Below are 18,270 nucleotides of genomic sequence, written 5' to 3' on the forward strand. Positions count from 1 at the left end.
GCAGGAGGCTCGTAAACGAGTCGATGTCTGCCAATAGCCGCGCGGCACAGGACCGCTCAATGGACCAGGCGAGGTGGCCACAAATGCCTCAACGAAAAGTCTCAGAGGGATACACCGACATCCTTCAAGCAGCTGCCCCGCAATGCAAAGAGCTGGCCATCAAGGCGAGCTGGCTGGAGGTTCAGCTTCAGGAAATCAAGAAGGTGGTCTCTTGAGTTGCTCTTGCGGGAAGAGAGGCTGCAAAAGAAAAAAGCTCACGCTTTGAGCGTGAGCCCTTCTTACAGATCGAAGAACATTACTTGCGTGGACGGGCCAAGGCCACTCCCAGTGCGCGACCACCAAGCGGCTGGTCATTCAGCGTTTCGATCGCTTTCTGGGCCTGCTCTTGAGTGCCCATTTCGACAAAGCCGAAGCCGCGCGAACGGCCAGTGTCACGATCAATGATGACGTCTGCAGCAACCACATCACCGCAGCTGCCGAAATGTGCGCGCAGGGCTTCGCTGTCGATGGAGTAGCCGAGATTCGTAATATAGAGATTGGATTGCATTGTGTTCTTTCAAAGATTGCCCACGCATTTCAGCGATGAGCGGTTACAAGATTGATAAGGGTCAGTGGCGGCGCTTGAAGGCCGGCTTGGCTCCAGTAGCAGCGCCCGTACGAGGAGGAAGATGGCGAAAAGTCACTCGCCCTTTGTTCAGGTCATAGGGCGACATTTCGACGGTCACTTTGTCGCCAGCCAGCACACGAATACGGTGCTTGCGCATCTTTCCGCCGCTGTAAGCAATGAGCTGATGGCCGTTTTCCAGAGTTACGCGAAATCGCGCATCTGGCAGTACTTCGTCAACTCGGCCCAACATCTCGATTAGTTCTTCTTTAGCCAAAGTCTCTCCTGTGAGTGAAGGATTCAGCCGCTCAATTCAGCCTGTGGTTCAACACCATGTTTCGCCCTTCAGTCAGGGCATAGCTAGAGGCAAGCGACTCGTTAGAAAACTGGGGAACAAATCGAATGACACGGTCATAAGCACCGCGGCGAATGGAAACGGCAGCCAGATATTGGCCGTTGGAGCTCGGCTGAGTCAGAGGTGTGACCGCATAGTGGCCAATCTGCTCTGTAGTGTTTTTATGCAGCATGAAACGGACGGCCGCACGCACGATTGCGCAGACCGTCAAATGAGATAGGGAAGGCCCGCTCTGAATGCAGGGGGCAACGCAGACCCATAAGGGTGTTCAGGATCTGGGGGAGTTCGCCTAGAGGGGAGTGACCACCGCGTGCTTTGCAAGAAAGAGCGGCTACCTGCGGCCAAGGGGCGGCATAGGTGTCAGACAGGCGCTGTTGGGGCGAACGGCCTGAACAGCGAGTAAAACCAGTATAGGTGAATTGAAAGACCTTGGGATTGCAACATTCAGCCTCGCTGAAGGACGCGGTCCTTTAGGGGGCGGCCGACCGATGCCCCTCGAAAAAGAAATCAATAGACCTGTCTGCAGTAAGCCTGTACCGTGGGGCAACTGTTTGGAAATTTAGCGAGATCCGTGTAATGAGCACAACTAAAAAATCGACCGTCCACCATGTCGTGGAGGCCAAGCGATGGGAGCTCAGTCGAGAGAAAGAGCGCATCACCTATCCTCCCGAACATGCCGGTCCCGTACAGATGGACTGGCGCAAGCGCGAGAACTACTGTGCCACCGACCTCGACTATCGCGGTCGCAACAAGACCTAGAGGTCTCTCCACCCAATTGCCATTGCCCGCCCTCGTGCGGGCTTTTTTATGAAGAGCATCGACATGACAAATACCAATACCGGCAAGCGCTGCGGAAGCTGCGGCGCGCCGCTGCCTCAAGACTTCAAAGAGGAACAAGGTCAGCCACTTCCTTGCGGGCATTAACAGCCTCAACCTTCACAACTCTCCGGCCCGCCACTGAGCGGGCTTTTTGCTTTCTGGAGCCCTAGGCTTTTCGGTTCCGTTCGCAGCGGCATCGAGGCCGCCAGCATTGCGTTCGCGCCCTTTGGTTGGAAAGCTGCATGGCTCGCAGAGGCCGAGCCCTTTGCTGCGGCAGCCCTTGCTCAATGGCCAACCCCTGGTCCGTGACAAAGACGGCATCGGGTTTCATCCGGCACTACCTGACTTTGACGAAAGCACGAAATGCGCCGACTTCTTTGCTGCCCTCGGTACTGAACTGAAAGGCGGCATGGCCGAAAACGAAATGGACTCGGACGCATATGAGGCCATGACTGAAAACGGCCTGACCGACGCCTGCGACAACTACAACGCGTGGACCCCCATGCGCCCTGAGGCAGAAGGCTGGAGCCTCGTTGCAGTCTTCAACACTGAAAATGGGCCTGCATGCTGGTGGATGCGCGACAAGCCCTTTGTGCCAGAGCGCCAGGAAGGCCAGGAAGGCCAGGAAGGCCAGGAAGGTTGCCGCGAGCGCGTCGATAACGCTGCTGTCGAAGTGCTGGCAATGAACATGAAAGCCTAGCTGGCGGACCAGCGCGCAAAGGGCTATGGCGGCTGGAACGGCGACTGCACCCATCAGCGCCTATCCGAGCTGCTACGCCAGTGCGTGGACAAAGGTGATCCCGTGGATGTGGCGAACTTCTGCGCATTTCTGCTGGCGCGCGGCGAAAGCATCGCACCCCAAGCGCAGGCAGACGCGCGGGATGCAGACGGCATGTACTACCTGCAGAACGCTCGCTGGGCCGCAATGGTTGGGAACTGCCCGAGCTTCTGGCGATGCGGTGGGGCTACACGACGAGCTTGGACGATGCAGAGCACTTCACCTTGGGATCCGCAATGAAGCAGCACAATTGCCGCGAAACGGATCTGCCTTGGCTTTGCTCGGAGTTGGATAAGTTGCGCCGACCGACAGTCCATTGCCAATACATGCCGCGCAGCCGGGACGCTCAGCGCGCAGCCATCGCCGCTCAGGCAGCCGCCAAGGAAGGAGCGCAGCAGGGATGAGCCAAAAACCGATGAAAATCACTCCATGAACTCAACCCAGCAAACAGAAGCCTTGGCAAAGCTGCGCCATCTGTACAAAAACATGGTCAATGGTGGTGTGTCCACGGCAGAGCAAGCAAAGAGCGCCGCCGAAGGACTGCTGGCCCCAGCGATTGCCGCGCTGGAAAAGCAGGCTACTGAAGAGAAATCGAATAGCCAATAGATATTCATTCTCCTTTTCATCCGTCGACTACCCCGAACCCCGCCACTGAGCGGGGTTCTGCTTTTTGGGAGGCCTCACGGCAACCAGCGCAAGCACAGTGGGCCTGCCAGAAGACAAGGCCTACATCGCCCACCACTTCAACTGTCCTACCTGCTGCGCTGACGGTCTATCTGGCGGCAAGCAGGCGCGCTGCGCCGATGGCCTGCAACTCTGGGACGCACACAACCAGGCCGTGCGCCTTTTCAGCCATCCCAAGCAGAAAGTCCCGAACCGCAGGCCTCACTATTCACACGCACCATGACCGCATCTACTGAAAACTCTGCCCTGCTCGCATTGAAAAGCCAAGTGGCCATCTTGACGAGTGCCGTCCAAATGCTGTGCGTACAGCAAGGCTAGCGCCTCACACGAGCTCAGCTGTCGCACAGGCTGGACAATCGAGCATCGCGCCACGGAATAAGGTCCTGGGCACCCAGCTCTGCCATCCGCCTCTTGCCCAGCCAGTGCGGGTGCTTTGTCGTAATTGCTTCTACGCTAAGCAGCTCCCATCGTGCGCCGCGCCTTTCTGGAGAAGCTTCCTCCCCATACTTCTGCATTGCATCGTTCAAATTGAAGGATTCGCCCCTGATCTTGGCAGCCGCAGCTCCATCCTGTGCGGCCGCCCGTAACTCGGTTCTACGCACATCGCCCCGCGCCCGCGCCCGCACCTGGCGCTGCGTGGGGAAAGTTGCGGCATCACGCGCGCCTTTATTAGAAGACCTGTCTCCGCCAGCTTCCTGAAGGCGTCTTTTGGGGTGCAGACATGGGCAAAAAAACGGGTAAAAGTGGGTAGAGATGGGTAGAGATGGGTAGAAATTCTGTTCAAAACCATGCATTCACCGCACCACACCAATTTCCCAAATCCAATAACTTATTGATCTAATTCACATTTATGCGTCTGTTGAACCGTGCCGCACAGGCGCTCGATCCATCTCTCCGGCACCAGGCCAAAAACCCTAGGCTCGCAAGAGCCTGGGGCTTTTTCTTTTGCTGCGCCTCGGTCTCATCACGATTTGCGCATAAAAGAACAATGCTTTATAATTTGCCGATTCCTGCGTGGCACTTGCCCTGCGCAGTATCTCTCAGGCAGTTCTCACGTTGCCCACGCTTGGCTCCATACAGCCAAAGCACTCCATGGCAAGAAGCTTAAGCCACCCGCAAGCGGCTGGCTTATTTGATCCTGGCTCGTCAGAGCTGGATTCCTTCATTTTTCATTGGTCGGCATGCCCTGCCCTGGGGTTGTGCCGCCCGTTGACTCGATATGCACACAGAACAAATCACAGAGCGTGTCGGCAACTACATTGTGACTGCCCTCACCCAAATGACTCACTCCGGCAAGATTGCTGCAGCGGTTTCCATCCGACGCGGAACCTATGACCGGATTTTCAGGTTTATCCGCCAGTTCGACACCCCGGATATGGCCAGCAAATATGCCCTCGCCGAGGGGCGCAGCATGGTGCTGGACAACCAGTTGAACTGACCTCTTTGTAGAAAGGAAATATTTTGGCCAAAGAAGAATTGATTGAAATGCAAGGCAGAGTGGACGAGGTTTTGCCGGACGCCCGCTTTCGTGTGACGCTGGACAACGGCCACCAGCTGATTGCCTATTCCGGCGGCAAGATGCGCAAGCACCGTATTCGCGTGCTGGCAGGCGACAAGGTAACGCTGGAGATGTCTCCCTATGATCTGAACAAGGGTCGCCTGACCTTCCGTCATATCGAGCGCTCCAACAACAGCAACCCTGCACCGCAGCAGCGCCGTCACTAAACCTCAGCGGTTGATATGGTGCGCTACGACGGCCACCAGCCCTGACATGGGGCCTGTGCCAGCTGCAGGATCACGGGACCGCGCAAGCACCCGGCCTGCAGCTCAAGTGCATGCCCTGCCTGCTCCAGATCGCAGCGGTCAGCTCTGGCTCTTCGATGCTCGCACTGCTTTCAGCGCGTGTCGACATGGATCGCTGAAGCACTCTCTCATGCCATTTGCTTGAGATTCCCACATCTAGCCTGACCAGCCTGGCGTCAGGCATGCACAAAGTCCGCCACCAGTCATGGGTGGCGTTGCTATCGCCGACCTCATCCCGGCTCCAGCCCCTTGCGGCAAGTGTTGAAGTTCCTTGTAGATCTGCGAGCTTCCGGCACATAGCGCTGGCGCCGATACCGCTCATAGCCCTCAGAGCCAGCATCAACAATGCATCTACATGATGCCCTGTCGTGAATCAGGCGATAGGCCAACCTGCCGGCCTTCCCGGGCACCAGTGTTCAAGCGCCACTGACCCCATCACACGATATGGTTTGCCTCCGCGAGGTTCGTGCGAACACGCAGCACTTGCGTGCTGAATGAGTTCACCGACATTGGCCAGCGCCGTGCTTCCCATTGATAGGTCTTGCTCGAAGCATTGCGCCTCAGGGATTGGCTGCTGCGGCGGACGTCCAGTAGATCAGCAACGGTCAATGCCGCCCAGTCCGAGCCCAAGAGCCTCTTGGAGACGCCATCTGGCAGGCTTTCCGAAGACGGAGCACGCCAGATATTCGCAGAAATACGCTAGCCGGCTTCGGTGCTTTTGCTGCGTCCTGCGTGGTTGCGGACATGCCCGACCTCCTGGCATGGCTCGACAGACGCCTCCAGGCAAGGCTCCCCTCTGGCAAGACTACGGATTCGAAATGACGGCTCGCGCCCTCAGTTTGCTTGAAGGTCGTCAAAGGATCCGAGAGACCAACTCCGACAGCTCAGCACTCGGCACGATTGCGCCCAGCGGCCTTGGCCCGATACAGGGCTTGATCGGCCGCTTCAACCAGATCCAGCGGACTCGCCAGTCCATGCCTGCCCTGCACGCTTGCAGCTCCTATGCTCGCAGTGACATGGCCGAATTGGCTGGACTCATGGGCAATGCCGAGTTCTCGTATGCACCTCAACAACTCCTCGGCAACCCGCAGGGCTCCCTCCAGCGCGGTATTGGGAAGAATGATGGCAAGTTCCTCCCCGCCATAACGTGCTGCCAGATCCCCTGAGCGCTTGGCCGACAGCTCCAACTGCTGCGACACCGCTTTCAGGCATTCGTCGCCGGCGACATGACCATAGCGGTCATTGAAGCCCTTGAAATGATCCAGATCGATGAGCAAAAGCGAGAGTACCGTCCCCTCGCGTGCGGCACGGCGGACTTCCAGTTGCAGTACCTCGTCGAAGCGTCGCCGGTTCGCCAGCCCTGTCAACGAATCCTGGGTGGCCAGCCGCTCCAGTTCGAGGTTGGCATCCAGTAACTTCTCACGCACTGCCATCAGGGATGTCTCTGCCTGCGCACGCTGCCGGATGACCAGAATCAGGCGCCAGCCTATCAGTGTGACAACTGCCAGCAGACCTAGCACCACACCTGCCGTCAGCAGCGCCTGGCTTCGCCAGGCTTGCAGTGCCTCATACCGCCCCCGGGCCACCACCGTGAAAATGGGATAACGATCATTGCTCCTGAAGGCATATAGCCTTTCCGTTCCATCTATGCCGGACTCAAAGGACGCGGTGCCGGATTTCAGGTTTGAGTAGTAGCGCAGAAAGTTGGGGGAGCGAGAGAAGTCGCGCCCAAGATCGCGCTCACGAAATGGATAGCGCACCAACAACTGTCCGCTGGTCGTTGCCAGTCCAATAGACCCTTGCTCGCCGACATCGATCTTGCCGAACAAGTGCAAAAAGTTCTCTATCCCCAGCACGACAACGATGACCCCGGCAAAGTCGCCCTCTTTGCTCTCGAATCGCCGGCTGATGGTAAGCACCCATTCACCCGTAGAACGGCTTCGTATGGGCGCACCGATGAAGATCTCGTGCGACGGGTTATCGCGGTGATATGAAAAAAAGCGACGGTCAGCACTGTTGGTTCCCTCGAGAAATTCCCCTCTCGATGACATGAGCCATTTACCGCTCGCATCGATGACGAGCAGTTCATTGAGCTGGGAAAGCAGATGCTCCTGGCGACCGACCAGCTGTTGCATGCGGATCAGATGCTCAGGCGTGGCTCCCTCCACCTCCAGGCGCTCAAGCATGCCGAGCAGCAGCATGGAACTCTGGGTGAAGACACCCTCGGCATAGGTGTTCAGAGTCTGTGCAAGATTGCGGTTGTTGGTATCAATCTCGCTCAGAGTGCGCTGATGCGCCGACCAGATTTGCCAGCTGGTAGCCACCAGTACAGAGACCCAGATTACCCACAACAGACTGGTCGCCAGCTGAGCATCGCGCTTGGCAGCCAGAACTTTGCACACGCCATCACGACTGGTGACGCCGGTCTCCCTCTTCTTCTTTCGACACCACACCTCAGCATTCCTCTCATCGTCAACCTGGCAGGAACGGCACTTTTGCATTGCCTGCAACCTCCCTGCTTAGATTGGACAGGGTAGGGACGAATTCTCCACCATCTCGTGAAACGACATGGGACAGAGCAGCAGACGAGGGCGAACCTGAAGCTACGGCTCAATCGCTGCCAACGGAGCCGCAGCGAACATTGCTGCCCAAAGAAACTATCCGGCACAGTCCTCTCAGGCCTGCCAGGACGGACAGGGCTGCCAGGGCGCTGCTGCATCTGCCAGACTGTGCCTGGTGCCCATCGGCAGAAGACATTCAGGCTCTGCCTGCCCGGCTTGCCGATGGGAACGGCAGGCAGACGGGTGATCCATCCAGTGAGCAGGACACGGGATCAGTCCCTTATGGAGCCATTGATCCGGCGATAGACGGCACCAGAGCGGAGCCATCTCTTGCCATCTCCTGCCAGCACGTGCCAGCCACAGCAAGCAAGGCAACGCCATCAGAAAGCGGCGGCCCAGAAAGCAGCCGCCACGGCCCAGACTTGCAGTCCAGCAGTCGAAGCCTCTTAAGGCGCAGACATGCCTTGAGAGGAAACCTGCGATCCGGCCCAGCCCAAAGCGGTCTTACGAGACGCAGCCAACTCCTGCGCCGGTTTGCGAGATCAATGTCAGCCCCTTGAAGCCATGGCATTCAATTGGCCGCATCTACCACGGCCCAGATCAAAGCAGTCATCCGTTAAAAGCTATATTTTCAATAGCTTGTTTCGCTTTAATTCATTTACTTTCAGATAGAAATCATTTCGAATTCTTTGTGCTTCAAGCACAAGCCGCTCTCTTTTTGATAAGAACCAGCACCTCATTGCCCTCCAGCGCACAGCCGCAGCACAAATCTCGCTCATGAATTGATACAGTCTCTTTGGTGCATTGCGCTTATGCTCGCAGCGTTTTGAAACCGATGCGGCCATGGCTCGGGCCATGGACTGCCCCACTCACAATGAAGAAAATCCTTGCTCTTGTTTCCATCTGCCTGCCTGTGGTGCTGATTGCCACGCCACTTAGCAGCCAGGCACATGACCGCCATCACCACCATCACCACAAGCGCGAGCACAAGGAAGAGTACTGGGACGGCCACTGCAAAGTGGAGCGCAAGTGGAAGAGCAATGGCGAGTACAAGGAAAAGCGCAAGTGCAGAAACCGTCCAGATGCCTACTATGCGCCACAACCGGTTTATGTAGCCCCGCCCCAGCCGGTCTATGTCGCGCCGCAACCGCAAGGGCTGGTGATCGATTCGCGCATCGTGCTCAGGCCCTGACCCTCTATTCGCCCAGCAGACCGACCGCCTCCTCTGCAATCAGATCCCAAACCAGATGCGCGACAGGCGATAGCTCACGCTGCTGGCGCTTGACCAGCATGATGCTGCGCTGCACCTTGGGCACCAGGGGACGGCTGACCAAAGCGGCACTGCCAGCTGCGGCAGTCGTAGCAGTCCGAGCTGCCCAGGCCGAGGGAATGGCCAGACGCGGCACCACGCTCAAACCCAGACCTTGCTGCACCATGCTGTAGATGGTGGCCGTATGCCCCACCTCCTGCACCACCGATGCAGCCGCTCCATGCGCCTGCAGCGCCGCATCGATCAGGCGGCGACTGCCTGATGCATGATCGAGCAGCACCAGGGATTCGCCCGCCAGCTGGGCCCAATGCACCTCTTTCTTGCGCGCCAGGCCATGCGAGGAAAGGCAGACCAGACAAAAAGGCTCGGTCAGGATGGTCTGCGCATGCAGATCCTGTTTCTCGGATGGGTCGATCACCACACCAAAATCCACCTCCCCGCTGCGCACGCTGAGCAGCACATCGCTTTGGATGCGATCTAGCAGCTGGATATTGACGCCCGGCGACTGCTGTCTGCCACGCGCAATGCACTGCGGCAGCAGGTTGGCGGAAAGCGTGGGGCTGCTGGCCACCTTCACGCGGCCCTTGCGCTGCGTCGCCAGGCCTTGCACTTCGAGCAGGCAGGCATCGAGATCCTCGAGCACGCGCGAGAGATTGCCCAGCAGCAGACGGCCTGCCTCGGTCAGTTCCACCTCACGCGTGGTTCGATGCAGCAAAAGCAAACCCATGGCCTGCTCCAGGTCCGTCACATTGCGGCTGACGGCAGGCTGGGTCAATGCCAGGGCATCGGCAGCGCGGCTGAAGCTGCTGCTTTGAGCCACTGCCACAAAGGCACGCAGTTGGCGAAGGCTGATATTCATATCAAAAAATTATAGGACTATCGAATAAATCCATTTCTCTTTTAAATGGATTGCGTGTCCAATACGCAGCCATCGCACCGGCCCGGTGCCTTGCATGGATGGCTTCAGTTCAAGAATATGTCTCGCCCCCGCTTTGTCCCCGATAACTTCACGCTGGCACTGATTGCCACCGTCGTCCTCGCCAGCTTTGTGCCCGCCTCGGGCCAGGTGGCTGAATATGTGGAACTTGTCACCACCGGAATCGTCAGCCTGCTGTTCTTTCTGCACGGTGCCAAACTCTCGCGCCAGGCCATCCTGGCAGGCATAGGTCACTGGCGCCTGCATGTCTGGATCTTCATCGCCACCTTTGTGCTATTTCCCGTGCTGGGGCTGGCACTGCGCCCGGTGCTCTCGCCCCTGGTCACCACCGAGATGTATATCGGCGTGCTGTTTCTTTGCACCCTGCCCGCCACGGTGCAATCGGCGATTGCCTTCACCTCCATGGCGCGCGGCAATGTGCCTGCTGCCGTGTGCAGCGCATCGGCTTCCACCTTGCTGGGCATTCTGGTCACGCCGATTTTGGTGAGTCTGATCCTGCACAAGAATGCGGAAGGCGGCGATGCATTGCATGCCATTGGCAAGATTGCCATGACGCTGCTGCTGCCCTTTGTCATCGGCCATCTGATGCGCCCCGTGATCGGCGGCTTCCTGCAGCGTCGCGCCTCCATCATCAAACTGGTGGACCAGGGCTCCATCCTGTTTGTGGTCTACGCGGCCTTCAGCGCTGCGGTCATCAGCGGCCTGTGGAAGCAGACGCCGATTCCCTCACTGCTGGGCTTGATCGTGGTGTGCTGCATTTTGCTGGCCGTCGTGCTCTTCATCACCACCTGGGGCGCACGTCGCCTGGGCTTCAGCAAGGAAGATGAGATCACGCTGGTCTTCTGCGGCTCCAAGAAAAGCATGGTCAGCGGCATTCCCATGGCCAATGTGCTCTTTCCCGCCGCATCCGTAGGCGCCATCGTGCTGCCGCTGATGCTGTTCCACCAGATCCAGCTCATGGTCTGCGCCGTGCTGGCACAGCGCTATGCCAGGCGCGTGCAGATTGCCGATGAGAGCACGCCTCATTAAGAGCAGCTGACCCATAAAAAGGGGCGCCTTGTGCGCCCCTTTTTCATGACCTGGACGACCCGCCGTTTCAGGCAGCCGGCGTCAGCGCATTGTGCTTGTGCAGCAGCTGTGCGGTTTCCGCATTGACGGAATCGTTCACGATCACCTGAATCCCCAGCCCTGTCGCGGTCTGCGCAATGGCTTGCAGCAGATGCAGGGCACCCGGGCTCTGAGCAGCCTGCTCCGAGAACTCGCTGCCCAGCTTCACATAGCGCAGCGGCAAGGTGTGGAGCTTGGTCAGGCCCATGGGTTGCTGATCCAGACGACGCAGTCCGACGCCGACACCGGCCAATGCCATGGCCCGGCAGAACTCGGCCACCTCATCGGGGTAGGCCGTCAGTCCATGGGCATCGAGTTCCAGGCAGAGCAAGGACAGGCGATGCCCCCACTTCTGGGCACTCAGCTCTTCACGCAGTCGGCCCAGGAAGTCCGGCTGGGCCAACGAGGGCAAGGAGATTCGAATGACCAGCTCGCAGTCGTTCTGTTCAAGGCACGCAGCCCCGAGGGCCACCGCTCGCAAATCAAACTCTGCCGACAGGCCCAGGCGTACGGCCACCGGCAGGAACAGCGACCCCATCAAGGTCTCGCCGGAAGCAGTGCGCAGCGAGAGCGACGCTTCGCCACGCTCCTGCATCCCGTTGCGGCCCTTGAATTGCAGCGGCTGAACGGACAGGGAAAGTGCATCCTGCGCTTCCAGTGCCGCAATCAGCATCTGACGCCACAAGGTTTCTCCGGCCAGATCGGAGACCACCTCGTCATCCCCGTAGGCCACATATTCCACCTCGGCCTGGCCTGAACTCTCGGCACGCATCAAACCGTAGTCCAGCCGTGCAAGCACACCGGTCACCGAGCTCGATGCAGAGTAATCGGTCAAGGCAAAGCTCCAGCGGCACCACTGGCCACTACTCAGGGTTACACGCATGGACAGCAGCACCTGCCGGATCTGCTGCACCAGAGACATGGCCTGAGGTCCCGCCAGGGCCGGCATGAGCACCACAAAGTCCGAGCCATTGAGGCGTGCCAGCTGAGCCTTGCACTCGGCATGACTCTTCAACACCTGATTGACCTGCTCACCCATCGCAGCCAGCCAGGCATCGGCACTGGCTCGGGACATCTGCGCATTCAGAGCCAGCAGATCACGCTGCCTGAACAGCATCACATGGCCATGTGCCGCGGCGCCATCAGCTCCGCTCAGCGCGCGACGCAACTCATTGACAAAGTACTTGCGATTGGGCAGCTGGGTGACCGGATCGCGATTGACCTCCAGCTCCAGTGATTCGATACGCTCCATTTGCTCCTGCGCGGTAGCCTGCACCCGTTCTCGGGTGTCTGCAATGGCGCTGAGTACGGGCACCAGCTCGGCCACTGCGGCCCTGGCGGGCTTTGCCGGGCCCTCACTGCCGGCCTGACGTCCAATCGCCTGAACCTGTGCCGAGATTTCCTGCTGCAAGACCTTGCGAAACCATCTGAACAGCAAGACTACAAAGAAAGCCCAGGCCAACCCGGCCAGCACCACCACACCTGCCAAGCGCACGCTGCTGCCCCACAGTGCCTGGCTCGCATAGCTGTTGTCCACAACCAGCGTCAATTGCCCAACCTGCTTCCAGCCATCGCTGATCACACGCTCCGCCTTTGGCGAGCGCAGCGGCAGCATCTCAACAAACCACGACGGAGCAGCACTGTCTTTGGGCTTGGCAGCAGGGGCAGAACTATCGGTAATGTCGTTGCCGCGCTGGCGCTCGAACAAGGTTTCGCCCTGGGGCGAGGCCAGGCGAATCAGCTTGAACTGTCCGCCATCGAACAAGGCCATCATCAGCAGCTCCTGGGTGACCGGGTCCTGATTGGCCGGCTGCGACAGTGACAAGGCCAGCGACGATGCCGCGTTCTCACTCTCGGACTGCAACTGCCCATCCAGATACTGGCGCGCGGCACCTATGCTGAACGCCAGGGTGCCAATCAAGATGGCCACGATGGCCACTGTCACGCTGATCAAAAGTTGTTTCAACAACGACATCTTGCTGCCTTATCTGTGTCGATCATTCAATAGGGCTTCGCTGCCTGCACCGCGAAACATGGCATTCATGGCAAAAAACCTTCCTGCTTCATGCGCGCCAGCAGATCGCGCCAGCGCGTGATCCTGTCCACCGAAGCAGGCTGCGCACCCGCGACATACACCCCCTGGGCATTGAAGCTGAACACGGGAGTCAAGTCCTTGCGCTGGCTGGCCGGCATGATGTTGTCCAGCAGGCTGTCCAGCACCAGCGGCTCGGCCGCAGGGGTCTCGTAATAGCCCAGCACCATGTGCGCGATGCTCTGCGTGCTGCCTGCACCACCCAGGCGCGCGCGCACATAGATCAGGCGCAGCTTCTCAACCGCCACTCCCAGGCGCAGCAGCGAGAAATACTTGCCGATCACATAGTCCTCGCAGTCTCCCGCCCCCTTGCCCAGCGTCTCCAGCGGCGTGGCCCAATAGTCGGGCTGGGACCAGAGCATGCTGTCCTCCGATTGCAGCACGGCGCGATTCCAGAAGGTATTGACGGCCGACAACTGCTGCTGCAGCGGCCTGTCTTTCTGGGCCTGCAGCATGGCCAGCCACTGGTTCAGCCTCTGGACACCTGCGCCGCCATAACGGGACTGCATGCTGCTGTGCAGCCGCTCAGCATCGAAATCCAGCGCTGCCGCGTCAAACCCGCGCTGCAGCACCCAGCCCCCGACAAGCGCAGAGCCATACAAAAGCATGTCTCTGCGCGACAGGCGCTGCGGTTTTTCCACGGTATGTGGAAACGGAAGGCGAGGCGAAGTGCTCAATCGAGTTGCAGAAAGAGCAAGCGCCCAGAACAGAATCTGCCTGAAGCGCCTGTGAATATTGTGATGAATGCTATGAAACTTGATCGTTCGAGGCAAACCCCGTCAAGCTTCATCACTCACAAATGTAACCAATCATGCAAGCTCTGGAAACGACCTGGCGATCGCCACCGGGAAAGGCAGCAGAAGACTTGATATTTCAAGACTTCTGCCTGACCTCGCCGGGGGCGGCTTATCAGCTGTGGTCGATCTTGAGCTTGCCTTGATCGATCAGCTCCTTGATCAAGGCGTTCTGATCCGCCGTGGTGGTCAACGAGTGTCCAGCGGTGAGATCCACTCCCTTGAACGTGATCAGTTGATCGTAGTTGGAGCCTGTAGCACCCAAATTTCCATCGGTAGAGACCTTGAGTACGGTATCTGCACCACTCTTGGAGAAGTTCAGGAACTTGGACAGATCCGTGCTGCTCTCCTCTCCTTGCAGCAGATCATGCAGGTCCAGCACATCATTGCCGTTGACGTCGGATCCGCCCTTGCCAAAGTCGTTGATCACATCCTTGGCAGGAGCCGCAGTGGTTCCCTGATCGCCCTTGAGCCACAGGAAAATATCATCTCCTTCGCCGCCAATCAGTGTGTCATCGCCCTTGCCGCCGATCAGCACGTCATTGCCCTTGCCGCCACTCAGCGTGTCATTGCCGGAGCCAGCCATCAGGATTTCGCTATCGTTGGTGCCCACCAGGTGGTCACCCGACTGGTAGCTTACTGAGACATTGGCGCTGTCGCTGTGACCGTCGGCGGTCTGGATGGTGTACGTGCTATTCGCGGTAGCACCATCCAGGTTGACCTTGCTGTAGTCGACCGTCATTGTGAGCGTGTAGTTCTCTTCCGCAGTGGAGCCAGTGCCGTTTCCATTGTCGGGAATGTTGACGATGTGGATCTCGTAGTTGCCTGACTGTGTCACCGGGATCGTTCCGCCATCGGCAACGACGGTGTATGGTCCAGTCGAGCCGGCCAGGCGGTACTCCATCCTGATCCAGTTGGGGTTAGCGAAGCTGTGATCCAAGGTCAACACTTCACCGGCGGTCAGCGCAATGAACAGAGTGTCTTGATCGTTGCCATTATTCGCGCCAACTTTGTCCAGATAGCCCTTCACCACCAATTGGGCCTTGTCCGTACCCGCGCCGGTTTTCATAAATTCACTGCGCGCGATTGACAGTTCCTTAGTGTTCTTGCTGGTGATTTCATAAGTCTTCAACGAACTACGCGTGAAGTCCTTGCCTTGATCCCAGCCCGTATTCACGGTGAGCGGGCCCATCGTCAGCGCTCCCGTACCGCGCACGTCGTTCGCCAGCAGCGATCCCGATTGCACCGTGAGCTGCGTGCTCAGAATGTTGGTGATGATCTTGTCGTCCACCGCGTCTGGGGTCTGGTACACCGGCGGGGTCACGTTGACCGTGATGCTGGAGCTTGCCTTGTCGCCGTCGCCGTCCTGCACCGTGAACTGGATGGTGTCGGTGCCAGCCGTCTTCGGCACGTAGCGGTAATTGCCCAGGTTGTCGCCGGCCATGTCAAGTGTGAACTTGCCATGCGCGGTGGTCACGGTCAGTTCGGACGTCGCAGAGTCGAAGCTGTACGTGGCCCCCGAGGTGGCGGTCACCTTGTTGGTCGCTGCATCGTAGTTGTACGTCTTGCCTTCGATGACCAGCTGCGTGATGCGCGCACCGTTCAGGTCGGCGCCCAGCGTGCCGCCCGCGGCGATGTCGCCGTTGATGGGTGGCACGATAGTGCCGTCGATCGCCGCGTCCAGACCGTTCAGATTCGTCACCAGGATGGTGTTGCTGTCGCCGGGACGGTCGGGATTGTAGGAGATCGGATCAATGTAGCCGCCAGTCGCACCAGTGCCCAAGCCGATGCCATAGGAATTGATATGGTTATCGGTGAGGAACTTCTCCCAGGCCGCTTGCTGGGTCGAACCAACCGAGCGATTGCTGTCAGGTTCCCCGTCGGTAAAGAAGTAGGAGATGTTCTGGACGTTGTTTCCTTCAAGCTTGCCAGTGGCAGAGCTGTTCCAGGCGGCCATGGCCTTGTTCAACGCGTCTTGATAGTTGGTGCCGCCACCATACGCGAGGGCGTTAACGAACGCCTTGGCTTCCGCCAGAGACATCCAGCCGCTGCCCTTTTGCGTGGCGCTGCTGTTGAACTCCAGGATCAAGACACGCACATCGCCAGCCTCGCCGTACTTGTCGAGCAGGTTGTTGACCGAGGACTTCAGCACGGCCAGGCGGGACAATTGTGTCGAACCGTTGTACACGCCGCTGCTGTAATTCATGCTGCCGGACGTATCCAGCGTCAGCATGATGTTGGTGCCGTGCGAGGACAGCGCCGAGCTTTCCGTGATCGGCTTGAGGCTGGGCGCCGTGTCGGTGATCAACACGCCCAGGTCCTCCGTCGCCTTGCCGCCGAACTTGTCTTCCACCGTGATCTGGAAGTGGTCCTGCACGTTGGTGTCATCACCGGTGTGCGCCTGCTGGCCGCTGGTCTGGTAGGTGTAGCTGACCTTGCCGGTCGTGGCGTCGTATCCGGTCAGCGTCAGCGTGCCTTTGCTGGTCGTCAGCGTGACCGGATTGTTCACCAGGTCAGCCAGACGGTCCAGCGTCAGGGACGCGTCGGCGTTGCCCGGGCCGTCGAGCGTCAGCGACTTCAGGCCTGCGCTCGCGGTGATCGTGAACGTGCCGCTACCGGAGGCCAGAGCTTCCGACACGCTGATGGCGCCCGGCGCAGCGAGGTTGTAGTCCTCGATGTTGACGCTGGGAGCAGGAGGTTCCACACCCGCCACTTCGAAGTGGCCAGCGGTGGAGTCACCGTCGGCATCCGTCACCTTGTAGGTGAAGTCGAGCTTGCCGTCCGCGGTGCCTTGCATCGGCTTGTATTGATAGAACTCCCACTTGCCGGTGGCCGGCGTCAAGCGCATCTCGAAGATGAGATTGCCCGAGGGGTCGCGGCCTTCGATCAGATTGCCGTTGCTCAGCGTCGTCGTGATGTTCGCGCCTTCGCGCGTCTTCAGGCCACCTTCCGCGCCCGTCAGCTCCAGACGGCCTGCGCCGTCGGCGCCGTAACCGTAGTTCAGTGTGCCTTCGCCATAGGCGATGGCCTGGACGGTATTGCTACCCAGGAAAGTGATGCCCGTGACGGTGAAGTCGCTGTTGTCGCTAGACGAGTTCTTGTGGTTGTCCGTGGCCGAAATCACGATCGTGTCGAAACCACCTTCCTCGACGCGGAAGTTGGCCGCATAGTCGCCGCCGCTCTGGTCGGAGGTGAAGGTGCGTTCGGCGATCAACACGCCATTGCGGTAGAACTTCGCGACGCCGCTTTCGAGTTCGCCGCCGTACATCGCACCAAAGTCGATGGTGGCGCCGTAGGCAACCTTGCCGCCGGTCAGGCGGATGGTCAACTCTTCGGACGCACCCTTGCCGTCGGTCGTGTTGCGATAGTCGATTTCATTGGCGATGTTGTGGTACGGCGAGTCCGTGCTTGCGACACCCAGGCCAGACTTGCTTTGGTTGACCATGGCATCGATCAGCGTGACGTCGGATTTGGACGTAAAGCCCTTGGCCGTGACTTCAATCGCGCCATTGCCGAAGGTCATCTTCATCTGGTTGGTGCTGGTCTGGGAACCAGCGAAGCTCACCTTGCCCGTGTAGACGTCGGGGATGTTGGTGGTTTGCACCGAGACGGGGTCGTTCGGTTGCACCACCGGCGAGTCGTCCTCGATCGTGATGTTGATGTTGCTGGACACCGCCGGATTGACGCCATCCGACACCTTGACGCCAACCGACAGGCCCAGCGTGTCTTCACGCGAGGTGTCGGGGTGGTCGACCGGAGCCAGCAGCTTCACGTTGTAGGCGCCGTTATCGTCGATCTTGATGACGATGGCGTCCGTGCCGCCCGCGCGGCCCGTCAGCGTGTGTCCATTGTCGGACAGCGTCCAGACTATGGGCGTGCCATGGGACGTCAGGGCACCATTGGCGGGCGCAACCAGCGTAATGTTGTAGGTGGCGTTGTTGTCGTCGGTGATCGACAGTTGGCCGTTCGCCTGGGGCGAATCGGTCGTATCCGATGTGCCGTTGCTGTCTTTGATGCCACCAGCCAGGCCTTCTTCGGAGACGGCCGTGTTTCCACCTCCAACGACAGGCGGCTTGTTGATGTCGACGATAGCGGCATTGCCGCTATCGGTGATGCCCGGGGGCAGCGCGGTGCCGCTGGCGGTGGCGCCGGTCAGCGTCGCCGTCAAGGTCATGCTCTCACGGCCTTCGTAAATGCCGTCGGGCGTGGTCGGAACCGTGACCACGATGCCGCCGGTGGTGCCCGCGGGCACCTTGAAGCTGTAGGTGCCGTCGCCGTTGGCAGTGACGGTGACGGACAGGCCGCCGATGCTGACAGTGGGAACACCATGGTCAGCCGCGGTGATCTCGCCGCCGAGCTTGAAGGTCAGCGTCGTTTCGGCATCAACTGCCTTGTCCAGGCTGACGTTGAAGTTCGCTGCGTTGCCTTCGATGACGTCGCCGGGGTTGGACACGTCCAGCTTGGGC

The 18,270-nt window shown here is 59.2% G+C and carries 14 protein-coding genes; 7 read left to right on the top strand and 7 right to left on the bottom strand.

Going from position 1 to position 18,270, the window contains the following annotated elements:
• Positions 1–295: 295 nt before the first annotated feature.
• Positions 296–547, bottom strand: a complete 252-nt coding sequence (locus P353_RS04770; RefSeq protein ID WP_034366004.1) for an RNA recognition motif domain-containing protein — start codon at positions 545–547, stop codon at positions 296–298.
• 61 nt (positions 548–608) lie between these two features.
• Positions 609–881 (bottom strand): translation initiation factor IF-1, encoded by a 273-nt coding sequence (gene infA / locus P353_RS04775; protein WP_034366007.1) that lies wholly within the window; start codon positions 879–881, stop codon positions 609–611.
• A 654-nt stretch (positions 882–1,535) separates the two neighbouring features.
• Here infA (P353_RS04775) and P353_RS04780 point away from each other — a divergent pair.
• From P353_RS04780 to infA (P353_RS04805), 5 genes are all read left to right on the top strand, one after another.
• Entirely contained in the window at positions 1,536–1,718 is a 183-nt protein-coding gene (locus P353_RS04780; protein ID WP_034366010.1) for a hypothetical protein, read from the top strand.
• A 340-nt stretch (positions 1,719–2,058) separates the two neighbouring features.
• Positions 2,059–2,478 (top strand): hypothetical protein, encoded by a 420-nt coding sequence (locus P353_RS04785; protein ID WP_157839509.1) that lies wholly within the window; start codon positions 2,059–2,061, stop codon positions 2,476–2,478.
• A 507-nt stretch (positions 2,479–2,985) separates the two neighbouring features.
• Positions 2,986–3,162, top strand: a complete 177-nt coding sequence (locus P353_RS28995; protein WP_157839510.1) for a hypothetical protein — start codon at positions 2,986–2,988, stop codon at positions 3,160–3,162.
• Between the two features lie 1,297 nt (positions 3,163–4,459).
• The gene (locus P353_RS04800) at positions 4,460–4,678 is read left to right on the top strand and encodes a hypothetical protein (RefSeq protein WP_003073225.1); all 219 of its coding nucleotides are present in this window, start codon (positions 4,460–4,462) and stop codon (positions 4,676–4,678) included.
• Between the two features lie 23 nt (positions 4,679–4,701).
• A complete protein-coding gene (infA, locus tag P353_RS04805; protein ID WP_003061434.1) occupies positions 4,702–4,965 on the top strand; it encodes a translation initiation factor IF-1 in 264 nt (87 codons plus the stop codon).
• Positions 4,966–5,927: 962 nt separating this feature from the next.
• Here the strand turns inward: infA (P353_RS04805) and P353_RS04820 are convergent.
• Positions 5,928–7,496: a sensor domain-containing diguanylate cyclase gene (locus P353_RS04820; RefSeq protein WP_034366072.1), complete on the bottom strand. Its 1,569-nt coding sequence runs from the start codon at positions 7,494–7,496 to the stop codon at positions 5,928–5,930.
• A gap of 982 nt (positions 7,497–8,478) precedes the next feature.
• On the opposite strand from P353_RS04820, the gene P353_RS04825 reads away from it, so the two are divergent.
• Complete coding sequence (locus P353_RS04825) at positions 8,479–8,796, top strand: hypothetical protein (protein WP_034366026.1); 318 nt, start codon at positions 8,479–8,481, stop codon at positions 8,794–8,796.
• Positions 8,797–8,800: 4 nt separating this feature from the next.
• On the opposite strand, the gene P353_RS04830 is transcribed toward P353_RS04825, so the two are convergent.
• Complete coding sequence (locus tag P353_RS04830; RefSeq protein WP_034366028.1) at positions 8,801–9,733, bottom strand: LysR family transcriptional regulator; 933 nt, start codon at positions 9,731–9,733, stop codon at positions 8,801–8,803.
• Between the two features lie 117 nt (positions 9,734–9,850).
• Here P353_RS04830 and P353_RS04835 point away from each other — a divergent pair, with 117 nt between their 5' ends.
• Positions 9,851–10,840, top strand: coding sequence for a bile acid:sodium symporter family protein (locus tag P353_RS04835; RefSeq protein ID WP_034366031.1), 990 nt, complete (start codon positions 9,851–9,853; stop codon positions 10,838–10,840).
• Between the two features lie 67 nt (positions 10,841–10,907).
• Here P353_RS04835 and P353_RS04840 read toward each other — a convergent pair whose 3' ends face one another.
• From P353_RS04840 to P353_RS30150, 3 genes are all read right to left on the bottom strand, one after another.
• A complete protein-coding gene (locus P353_RS04840) occupies positions 10,908–12,893 on the bottom strand; it encodes a LapD/MoxY N-terminal periplasmic domain-containing protein (RefSeq protein ID WP_034366034.1) in 1,986 nt (661 codons plus the stop codon).
• Positions 12,894–12,958: 65 nt separating this feature from the next.
• A complete protein-coding gene (locus P353_RS04845; protein ID WP_301446678.1) occupies positions 12,959–13,618 on the bottom strand; it encodes a transglutaminase-like cysteine peptidase in 660 nt (219 codons plus the stop codon).
• A 301-nt stretch (positions 13,619–13,919) separates the two neighbouring features.
• Positions 13,920–18,257 carry a type I secretion C-terminal target domain-containing protein gene (locus P353_RS30150; RefSeq protein ID WP_269799947.1) on the bottom strand — a complete coding sequence of 1,446 codons (4,338 nt, stop codon included), beginning with the start codon at positions 18,255–18,257 and terminating at the stop codon, positions 13,920–13,922.
• Positions 18,258–18,270 lie beyond the last annotated feature (13 nt).

Source organism: Comamonas testosteroni, assembly GCF_000761245.1.
Classification (GTDB): domain Bacteria; phylum Pseudomonadota; class Gammaproteobacteria; order Burkholderiales; family Burkholderiaceae_C; genus Comamonas; species Comamonas testosteroni_C.